Annotated in this window: 7 protein-coding genes and 1 pseudogene; 2 read left to right on the top strand and 6 right to left on the bottom strand. The window is 66.2% G+C overall.

What is annotated here, in order from left to right:
• Positions 1-157 precede the first annotated feature (157 nt).
• The 4 genes from AB0915_RS36295 to AB0915_RS36280 form a co-directional block, all read right to left on the bottom strand.
• Positions 158-514, bottom strand: a complete 357-nt coding sequence (locus AB0915_RS36295) for a hypothetical protein (protein ID WP_366695236.1) — start codon at positions 512-514, stop codon at positions 158-160.
• 243 nt (positions 515-757) lie between these two features.
• Positions 758-2,026, bottom strand: a complete 1,269-nt coding sequence (locus tag AB0915_RS36290; RefSeq protein WP_366695234.1) for an MFS transporter — start codon at positions 2,024-2,026, stop codon at positions 758-760.
• A 124-nt stretch (positions 2,027-2,150) separates the two neighbouring features.
• Positions 2,151-3,233 carry an inositol-3-phosphate synthase gene (locus AB0915_RS36285; protein WP_366695232.1) on the bottom strand — a complete coding sequence of 361 codons (1,083 nt, stop codon included), beginning with the start codon at positions 3,231-3,233 and terminating at the stop codon, positions 2,151-2,153.
• A 67-nt stretch (positions 3,234-3,300) separates the two neighbouring features.
• Positions 3,301-4,008 carry a helix-turn-helix transcriptional regulator gene (locus tag AB0915_RS36280; RefSeq protein WP_366695230.1) on the bottom strand — a complete coding sequence of 236 codons (708 nt, stop codon included), beginning with the start codon at positions 4,006-4,008 and terminating at the stop codon, positions 3,301-3,303.
• Between the two features lie 811 nt (positions 4,009-4,819).
• Between AB0915_RS36280 and AB0915_RS36275 the strand changes: the two genes are divergently transcribed.
• On the top strand, positions 4,820-7,138 hold the full coding sequence (locus AB0915_RS36275) for a transglycosylase domain-containing protein (RefSeq protein ID WP_366695238.1): 2,319 nt from the start codon (positions 4,820-4,822) through the stop codon (positions 7,136-7,138).
• Between the two features lie 296 nt (positions 7,139-7,434).
• On the opposite strand, the gene AB0915_RS36270 is transcribed toward AB0915_RS36275, so the two are convergent.
• Both AB0915_RS36270 and AB0915_RS36265 read right to left on the bottom strand, forming a co-directional pair.
• Complete coding sequence (locus tag AB0915_RS36270; protein ID WP_366695228.1) at positions 7,435-8,625, bottom strand: IS110 family transposase; 1,191 nt, start codon at positions 8,623-8,625, stop codon at positions 7,435-7,437.
• Positions 8,626-9,001: 376 nt separating this feature from the next.
• Positions 9,002-9,457 (bottom strand): hypothetical protein, encoded by a 456-nt coding sequence (locus tag AB0915_RS36265; protein WP_366695226.1) that lies wholly within the window; start codon positions 9,455-9,457, stop codon positions 9,002-9,004.
• 30 nt (positions 9,458-9,487) lie between these two features.
• Here AB0915_RS36265 and AB0915_RS36260 point away from each other — a divergent pair.
• Positions 9,488-9,582 (top strand): annotated as a pseudogene (locus tag AB0915_RS36260) (carbon-nitrogen hydrolase); the annotation flags it as partial.

The following is a 9,582-nucleotide window of genomic DNA, read 5'->3' as shown; positions in this document are numbered from 1 at the left end:
CGGCGACAACCTATATATACACACACGTTTTAAAACTCTTTCCCTACCCGTCGCTCTTCCTATATAACATGACCACGGCCGGATGTGCGGAGGGGCGCTGTTTCACGTGAAACAGCGCCCCTCGATGCAGCAGCTATCGGTACCTGCCCCGGAAGAGTCAGCCCGTCGACTTCATCGGCGTCAGACAGAGAACCACACTGGTCCGGCTCTTACGGCTGCCGGAGGTTTCGGTGTAGGCGACGTACTTCTTGGCGTCACACAGGTCCGTGTCCGTGGTGTCGTCGTGCACCTCGGCCACCTGGTACTCGGCCCCAGACGAGCCGCAGTCGGCCGATGCCATGTCCGGGCTGATGTTGGAGCCCTTGTTCTGCAGGCAGTCACCGACCGAGGCGGCCTTGGCGTCCGACTCGAATATCTTGTCCCAGCCGAACTTCAGACCCGCGAGGGCGCTGAGCGCCACCACGATGATGACGATGTTGCGCACCGCGAGGAAAGCCTTCTTGCCACCGGACATGTTCTGAGCGGCGGGCCCTGTGGGGGCATGCCCTGGGTCGGAGGGCCACCGGGATGGCCGCCGTACGGCTGCTGACCCTGATGCGGCGGATACGGCTGCTGTTGCGGATAGCCGTACACGGGCTGTTGGGGTGGGTACGGCTGTTGAGGCTGCTGCCCGTATGGTCCAGGGCTTTGCTGGGGCGGGTAGGTCATGTGGGTGCCCCCGCGGATCGTGCGCCGCTCGTCTTTTGACGCGCGCACGCTATAGCACTTCACTGACACGGCTCCACCGGAACATCGTCACGGCGACGATCCCGTAGAGCAGCGCAAGCCCGATCACCACTGGGGCCGACTTCCCGTCAGGAGGCAGTGCCACAGCGGCTACTGCGGCGGCGCTCACAAAGGCCACGTTGAACAGCACGTCGTACAGAGAGAAGACGCGACCGCGGAACGAGTCGTCCACCGAGGTCTGCACCACCGTGTCCGTCGCGATCTTCGTGCCCTGAGTGACGGCTCCGAGGACGAATGCCGCGACCAGCATCGGTCCGGGAGCGAACCATAGCCCGAGCGCGGGTTCGAGGACGGCAGCCGCGGCGGCGCACGTCGCTATCCAGCGGAACCGGCCGAGCCGTCCAACCGCCCAGGGCGTCAGTACGGCCGCCGCGAAGAATCCCGCTCCCGAGGCGCCCACGGCCAGTCCGAGCAGGGCCAGACCGCCGGATTCGCTGTCGGACCAGGCGTACCGGCACAGCATCAGCACCATCACGGTCAGCGCCCCGTAGCAGAACCGGATCACTGTCATGGCGCCCAGTGCCCGTGCGGCGTCCGTCCGTTCCGCTAGATGGCGCAGCCCGTCGACGAGTCCGTGCGCGGTGGTGGTGAGCGCGTCCCTCAGTCGGATAGGACTGCCGTTCGTATCCGGTCCGAGGAGTCGGGTGGCAAGGCTGAGGGAGGCCAGTGCCGAGGCGAGGTAGAGCCCCGCGCCCAGCAGCACCACTGCGGCATCCGAGTCCGCAGCCACGAGGCGTACGGCGAAGGCGAGGCCGCCGCCTGCCGTGGCGGCGAGCGTGCCCGCAGTCGGTGAGAGCGAGTTGGCCATGACCAGCCGGTCCCTGTCGACGACCCGCGGTAGCGCGGCCGAGAGTCCCGCCAGCACGAAGCGGTTCACCGCGGTGACGCACAGCGCAGAGGCGTAGAAGAGCCAGTCGGGTGCGGTGCTGAGGATCAGCAGGGCGGTGCAGCAGGCGAGGGCTGCGCGCAGCAGATTGCCGTAAAGGAAAACCTGACGGCGCTGCCAGCGGTCCAGCAGGACGCCGGCGAAAGGGCCGATGAGCGAGTACGGCAGCAGCAGCACAGCCATCGCGGAGGCAATGGCCGCCGCCGACGTCTGCTTCTCCGGGGAGAAGACGACGTGCGCGGCGAGGGCGACCTGATAGACGCCGTCGGCACACTGGGAGAGGAGCCGTACGGCCAGCAGACGACGGAAGTTCCGAAGGCGCAGGAGTACGCGCAGATCACGTACGACGGGCATGTGGGCAAGGGTCACATACGTTGAGGGTCCCCGGGCGGATTGCCCGGGGACCCTCAACGAGGCGGAAGCTGAGAAGCGTTGCCACTCAGCGCCCTGCCGCGTTCACACGCCGTTGTCGGTCGTGTCAGCGCTCGACGTCGCCCTTGATGAACTTCTCGACGTTCTCGCGGGCCTCGTCGTCGAAGTACTGGACCGGCGGGGACTTCATGAAGTACGAGGACGCGGAGAGGATCGGGCCACCGATGCCACGGTCCTTGGCGATCTTCGCGGCGCGCACGGCGTCGATGATGACACCGGCGGAGTTCGGGGAGTCCCAGACCTCGAGCTTGTACTCCAGGTTCAGCGGAACGTCACCGAAGGCGCGGCCCTCGAGGCGCACGTACGCCCACTTGCGGTCGTCCAGCCAGGCCACGTAGTCCGACGGACCGATGTGGACGTTGTCCGCACCGAGCTCGCGGTCACGGATCTGGGAAGTGACTGCCTGCGTCTTGGAGATCTTCTTGGACTCCAGGCGCTCACGCTCGAGCATGTTCTTGAAGTCCATGTTGCCGCCGACGTTCAGCTGCATCGTGCGGTCCAGGATGACACCCCGGTCCTCGAAGAGCTTCGCCATCACGCGGTGTGTGATGGTGGCGCCGACCTGGGACTTGATGTCGTCGCCGACGATCGGGACACCGGCCTCGGTGAACTTGTCCGCCCACTCCTTGGTGCCGGCGATGAAGACCGGGAGGGCGTTGACGAACGCGACCTTGGCGTCGATGGCGCACTGCGCGTAGAACTTCGCAGCGACCTCGGAACCGACGGGCAGGTAGCAGACGAGGACGTCGACCTGCTTGTCCTTGAGGACCTGGACGATGTCGACCGGGGCCTCGGCGGACTCCTCAATGGTCTGGCGGTAGTACTTGCCCAGGCCGTCGTGGGTGTGGCCGCGCTGGACGGTCACGCCGGTGCTCGGAACGTCGGCGATCTTGATGGTGTTGTTCTCGCTGGCACCGATGGCGTCCGCGAGGTCGAGGCCGACCTTCTTCGCGTCGACATCGAAGGCGGCGACGAACTTGACGTCACGCACGTGGTACTCGCCGAACTGGACGTGCATCAGACCGGGCACCTTGCCGGCCGGATCGGCGTCCTTGTAGTACTCGACGCCCTGCACCAGCGAGGCGGCGCAGTTGCCCACGCCGACGATGGCTACGCGAACCGAACCCATTCCGGTTGCTCCCTGTGTTGAGTGTTCTCGGTGATTCCGATGAAGGCCCTGCGGAAGTGCTGGGACTTCACTTGCCGGTGTCGTCGGACGGATCCGGCGGGGTATGACCCCGGTGCCGGGGCAGGCCGTCCGTCTCCCCTGCTGTGTTCTGCTGAGCGGGACCCTCGGGCGAGGATCGTCGCTGATCCCGTCCCGACCGCTCGCTCTCGATGAGCTCGTTCAGCCAGCGCACTTCGCGCTCCACGGATTCCATGCCGTGTCGCTGCAGCTCAAGCGTGTAGTCGTCGAGTCGTTCGCGGGTGCGTGCCAGAGAGGCGCGCATCTTCTCCAGCCGCTCCTCCAACCGGCTGCGGCGGCCTTCCAGTACGCGCATCCGCACCTCGTGCTCCGTCTGTCCGAAGAAGGCGAAGCGGGCTGCGAAGTGCTCGTCCTCCCAGGAGTCGGGGCCGGTGTGCGAGAGCAGCTCCTCGAAGTGCTCCTTACCTTCTGCCGTCAGCCGGTAGACGATCTTGGCGCGCCGTCCTGCCAGTGAAGAGGCAGGGGCGACCGCACGTCCGCCGACGGGTGGGGCCTCTGCCGGACCGTTTCCCGGTTCCTCGATCAACCAGCCGCTGGCCACCAGCGTCTTGAGGCAGGGGTAGAGGGTGCCGTAGCTGAAGGCTCGGAAGATCCCCAACGAGGTGTTGAGGCGTTTGCGCAGCTCGTACCCGTGCATGGGGGACTCGCGGAGCAGACCGAGTACGGCGAATTCGAGGATGCCGGAGCGTCTGCTCAACTTCGCCTCCTCCTTCTCCGAGTGCTCCCGCGGAGCCTTATGCCGAGCTGATGTATCGACTCGATACATCATGACGATAGATCGCTCACCGCGATGCGACAAGGGGGGGCATTGTGAACGGCGTCACATCGCCAATTCGTAGGAAGCGACTTGCGTGATTTGGGGTGAACTTGGGCCCTGGGTGGGTTTTGACCGTGCGTAGTCTGTGCGGCATGCAGACCACCGGGAACCGCACGACGCCCCCGAGCGTCAGTCGTCGCGGACTGACCGGACGCGCTGCGGATGAGCCTGTCGCAGGGTCCGTCCGTAATTCGGGGGGACCGGATCTCAACTGCCGCTTCCAGGCGCTCTCGCCTGCCCGAGGAGTAGTCGTTCGATGAGCGAGCACCGTCGCAAGACGCAGCAACCGCAAGGTGGCGGGCGTGCCGCGACCAGACGAGCCGCCCAGCAGTCCACAGGACGCCGCGCAGCTCCGTCACGCGGAGTAACTAATGAGTCACCTTCCGGTTCGTACGACGACGAGAGTCCGTACGGCGGGCGTGCCGCGGCCAGACGAGCCGCACAGCGTGGTAGCGGGAGCCGGCGTGCCGCCGAGGGAGGTGGCGCGGGCCATGGCGGCGGTGGTGGCCGACGCCGGGGTGGTGGCGGCGACGGGTACGAGAGTCCCGGTCGGGGCCGTGGGCGCGGCAGTCAGCGTCCCGTGAAGAAGCGCTTCATCGACTACCCCCGCGCCGGGAAGTACGGAGCGCGGCGCTGGGTGCCGTCCTGGAAGCTGGTCTCCAGTCTCTGTATCGGCTTCCTCGGCCTTCTCATGGGTGTTGCCGGGCTGGCATACGCGATGGTCGGGACGCCCAAGGTGAAGGATGCCGCCAAGGCGGAGAACAACGTCTACTACTGGGCGAACGGCAAGCAGATGATCGCCACGGGTGGCGAGACCAACCGTCAGATCATCGACTATTCGCAGATTCCCGCAGCCATGCGCAACGCCGTCATCTCGGCGGAGAACAAGTCGTTCGACACCGACAGCGGCATCGACCCGATGGGTATCGCCCGGGCCTTTTACAACATGGCCAAGGGCGGACAGACCCAGGGCGGCTCAACGATCACCCAGCAGTACGTGAAGAACTCGCGTCTCTCTCAGGAGCAGACCCTGAGCCGGAAGTTCGAAGAGCTCTTCATCACGATCAAGGTCGGCAAGACGGAGTCCAAGCGCACGATCATGGCCGGCTACCTCAACATCTCGTACTACGGACGAGGTGCATCGGGGATTCAGGCGGCGGCGCGTACGTATTACGACAAGGACGCCAGGGATCTGGACCCGAGCGAGTGCGCCTTCCTGGCCACGCTGCTCAAGGGCGCGACCTACTACGACCCGGCGGGCGCGCCCGAGATCGATCCTGAGCAGGCCACTGCGGCGAAGAACCTGGACCGGGCGAAGAAGCGCTGGTCCTGGATCCTCAACGAGGAGGTGAAGGACGGGCGGATGACGCAGAAGGAGCGCGACAAGTACACGGAGTTCCCCATGCCGAAGCCGCCGAAGCAGAACGCGCAACTGGGCGGTCAGATCGGCTATCTCGTGGACCTTGCCAAGGCGAACTTCCTCAACAGCAACACCAGGGGCGTCACGGCGGAGAAGCTGGCCCAGGGCGGCTACGAGATCCACACCACCTTCGACGAGCGGAAGGTCAAGAAGCTCAACGCCGCCGTCAAGAAGGTCTACGACACGAAGATCGATCCGAAGGCGCGTCCTACCAAGGACACACACGTCCAGTTCGGTGGCGCGTCGGTGAATCCGGCCACCGGAGCCATCGCCGCGATCTACGGCGGTCAGGACGCGACGACTCACTACACCAACAACGCCGACACCACCGGTGCGCAGGTGGGTTCGACCTTCAAGCCGTTCGTGCTGGCGGCTGCCATGGAGTACGGCAAGCGTGACCCTTCAGGCCCGCCGGAACAGGACGCGTCGCAGCGCACGAAGGTCTCCCCGAAGAGCATCTACAACGCCGACGACAAACTGAAGATCAAGAAGTACAACGGCGAGGTCTGGACCGACGAGAACGGCAAGGAATGGCTGCAGGCCAACGACGGCCACAAGTCGGAGGGCAATATCACCCTTCGTGAGGCGATGCAGGTGTCCGCCAACTCCCCGTACGTACAGCTGGGCATGGACGTCGGCACCGACAAGGTGAAGGACGTCGCGATAGCCGCGGGTCTGCGTGACGACAAGTACATGGCGGACGCGACCGTTCCGTCGTTCTCCATCGGTACGTCCCAGCCGAGTGCGATCCGGATGGCGGGGGCGTACGGCACCTTCGCCAACAGCGGGATGCAGCACGACCCGTACTCCGTCGAGGAGGTCAAGCACCGCGGTGAGGTCGTCTATCAGCACAAGAAGGTGAACAAGCGTGCCTTCGACAACATCATCGCCGACAACGTCACTGACGTACTGAAGAACGTCGTCGAGCACGGGACCGGCACGCCTGCCAAGCTCCCCGGTCGTGATGTCGCGGGCAAGACGGGTACGACGGACGACAACAAGTCCGCCTGGTTCGTGGGGTACACCCCGCAGCTGTCGACCGCCATCAGCATGTACCGGCTCGACGACAACGAGAAGCACAAGAACCGTGAATTCGAGAAGATGTACGGCACGGGTGGCGAGCAGACGATCCACGGTGCCTCGTTCCCGGCCCAGATCTGGCACGACTACATGGCCGACGCGCTGAAGGGAGAGGACGTCCTGACCTTCCCGAAGCCGGAGCCGTGGGGCGAGACGCTCTACGGGGGCGGCGCCCCTTCGCCGAAGCCGACCATCGAGCCTTCGGAGACCGCCTCCACCACGCCGTCCACGACACCTTCGAAGACGCCCTCCTCCCCCACGCCCAACCCGAGCGACAGCTGCCGGCCGTGGGACCGGAACTGCCAGAACAGCAGCGGGGGCAACAACGGAGGCAACAACGGAGGCAACAACGGAGGCGACACCGGAGGTAACTCGGCCATCGGCGGCGGAGGCGGATCTCCCACTCCGACCGACGGGACCACGTCTCCGGATACCTCGTCGGGCGGCGGGGGCAACGGGCACGGCAACGGGAACGGGACCGGCGGTTTCTTCGGAGGACCGGGCGGCTGACGTCCCTCCTGCCGGGTCAGGACCCCGGTGAACGGGTCGGCAGGAACGCCGGGGCCTCGCGGGCGGTGCGCTGGCACCACTCGCCGGTCGCGGTGAACGAGTCGTGGCTGGCTCCGGTCATCGCACAGGCCGTGTTCCCCAGCAGGGTGGACAGCCGGTACCGCTGGCCCTGGCGGCCGCGCGGATCCGGGACCTACTCCAACTCCACCAACAGATAGCGGACTTCACGGTCCGAGAAAGCGACGAGCACGGCATCTCGTGGACCTGGGAGTGTAGAGAACATCCCAATGCCCTTGTCAAGCCGCTGTCGTGACTGGTGGTGCTGCCTGATAGCACGCTCCGTCGCGGATCATCGCCCACAGGACGTTCACTCGTCGCCGCGCGAGCGCGATCAGGGCCGGCTTGTGCCCCTTTCCCTCGGCGCGTTTGCGGTCGTAGTAGGTCCGCGATGCGGGGCAGGATTTCAAGCTGGCCATCGAGGAGAGGTAGAAGACCCGCAGCAGGCCGCGGTGGTAGCGGCGGGGGCGATGAAGGTTGCCGCTGACCCGACCGGAGTCCCGGGAAGCCGGGGCCACGCCGCCGTAGCCGGCCAGGCGGTCCGCGCTGGCGAAGGCATCCAATTCACCGCCGGTGGCAGCGATGAACTCGGCCCCGAGCTGGCTGCCCATCCCGGGCAGGCTGCGGATCACCTCGGCGTGCGGGTGCTCGCGGAACCGGGCCTCGATGAGAGCGTCGAGCTCGGCGATCTCATCGTCGAGGGCCGTCACCGCCTTGGCCATGCGGATCACCATGGCGGCGACGAGCTTCTCTCTGGGCAGTGCGGTCTGCTGGGCCTGCGCCGCCTCCAGAGCGGCCTTCGCCAGGATCTCGGCAGTTCGGACTTTGCGGTTGCGCAGCCAGGTCTCGATGCGCCTGGCGCTGGCGCGGCGGATGACGACTGGAGTCTGATAGCCCGTCAGGAGAATGACGGGGTCCTTGTTGGTCAGGTCCAGCGGGCGTTCCAACGCGGGGAAATATTCAAGCAGTTGGGCGCGAAGACGGTTGATCTGACGTGTGCGGTCGCTGACCAGATCGGTGCGGTGGGTGGTGAGGATGCGCAGGTCGACCGCTATCTCGTCGCCGGGCCGCAGCCGGCCCAGGTCACGGCGCATGCGTGCCTGATCAGCGATGACAAAGGCGTCCTTCGCGTCAGTCTTGGCTTCGCCGCGGTAGGTGCCCGAGGCGCGGTGGACGGCCAGGCCGGTGAGGTAGGCCATGGGCTGGTCGTGGTTGAGCAGCAGGCCGACCAGCAGCGCGGCACCGCCGTGGTTGATGTCCACTGCCCACAGCACGTCCTGGTCGATGTCCAGGACGTCGAGGATCAGCTCCAGCAGGGTCGCTTCGTCGTTCAGGACCCGGCGGGAGAGCAGCCGCTCGCCCCGATCGTTGAGCACCACGCAGTGGTGATGCTCCTTGCCGATGTCCACTCCGCCCCAGATCCGGGGCACGGCTACCTCCGTCAGCTCGTCGTCACAAATCGATCCAGCAGACGACCTCGCCGACGTAGTCCTACAGAGCGATCAAGTCGCACATCCCAATTGGCGGTCGAGCGTCGCGGGGCCCCGGGCGGCCATGTTCTCTGAGCCATCCCATCGGCTCCTCCATGACAGCCATACCCAGTACCCCTGGGCCGACCGATCTTACGAGTGACCAGTGCAAACCCGCCCTTGAAAGGTAGGACTCCGTGATCCGCAGGAGCCGTGCTCGCCTCATGCCCGAGGCGGCCCGCGTGACGGCCAATCCGCCTCCACGATAAAACCGGGGCAGAGGTCAAACACTCCGGAGCCCTGGGTGTCTGTCGACAAATAAGTGGTGCGCGTCGTGTCAGCTGGGTTTTGACGTCATGGACATGCGGTAGTCCGCATGGTCGGAGGGGTCGACCATGCGGACGGTGAGGCGCTCGCTGGTGTGCCCGTGCTGCTCCGGGAGTGGCTCGATGGCTGTGAGGACGGTCCGGATGTAGGGCTCGCTGAGGTGGAGCAGGTGGGCGATCGACGATCTGAGGATGCCGCGCTGGTCAAGGACGGCTGCCCATGCCTGGTGTTCGAAGGTGAGCTTGGGGCGGCGGCGCGGGGCGGCGAGCCCGCCGGGGCAGGCGGCGTTCAGGACGCGGCGGACGGCCGCCGCACTCGGCGCGATGCGCACGCTGAAGACCGTCGCAGCGCGGGCACCGAGCCGGGCGAGCGTCTCCTGCGGAGCATGCGATGCCCGCTGGCCGATGGCGGCGAAGGAACGTACTCCGGTCAGTACTGCCGAGCAGGACACCAACGGCACGCTCACGAACCTGCTGACGGGTGGGCGACTTGATCACTCGACGAGGCGGCAGAGCGCGCGGCAGCCGCCGGGGCGCGGCTGCTCGTCTGTCCCGAGCTGTTCCTGACCGGGTATGCCATCGGCGACGACGT

It is taken from the genome of Streptomyces sp. NPDC048411 (genome assembly GCF_040704695.1).
In the GTDB taxonomy this organism is placed as follows: Bacteria; Actinomycetota; Actinomycetes; order Streptomycetales; family Streptomycetaceae; genus Streptomyces.
Note: the sequence above shows the minus strand (reverse complement) of the source record. Positions and strands in the feature narration are given on the sequence as shown.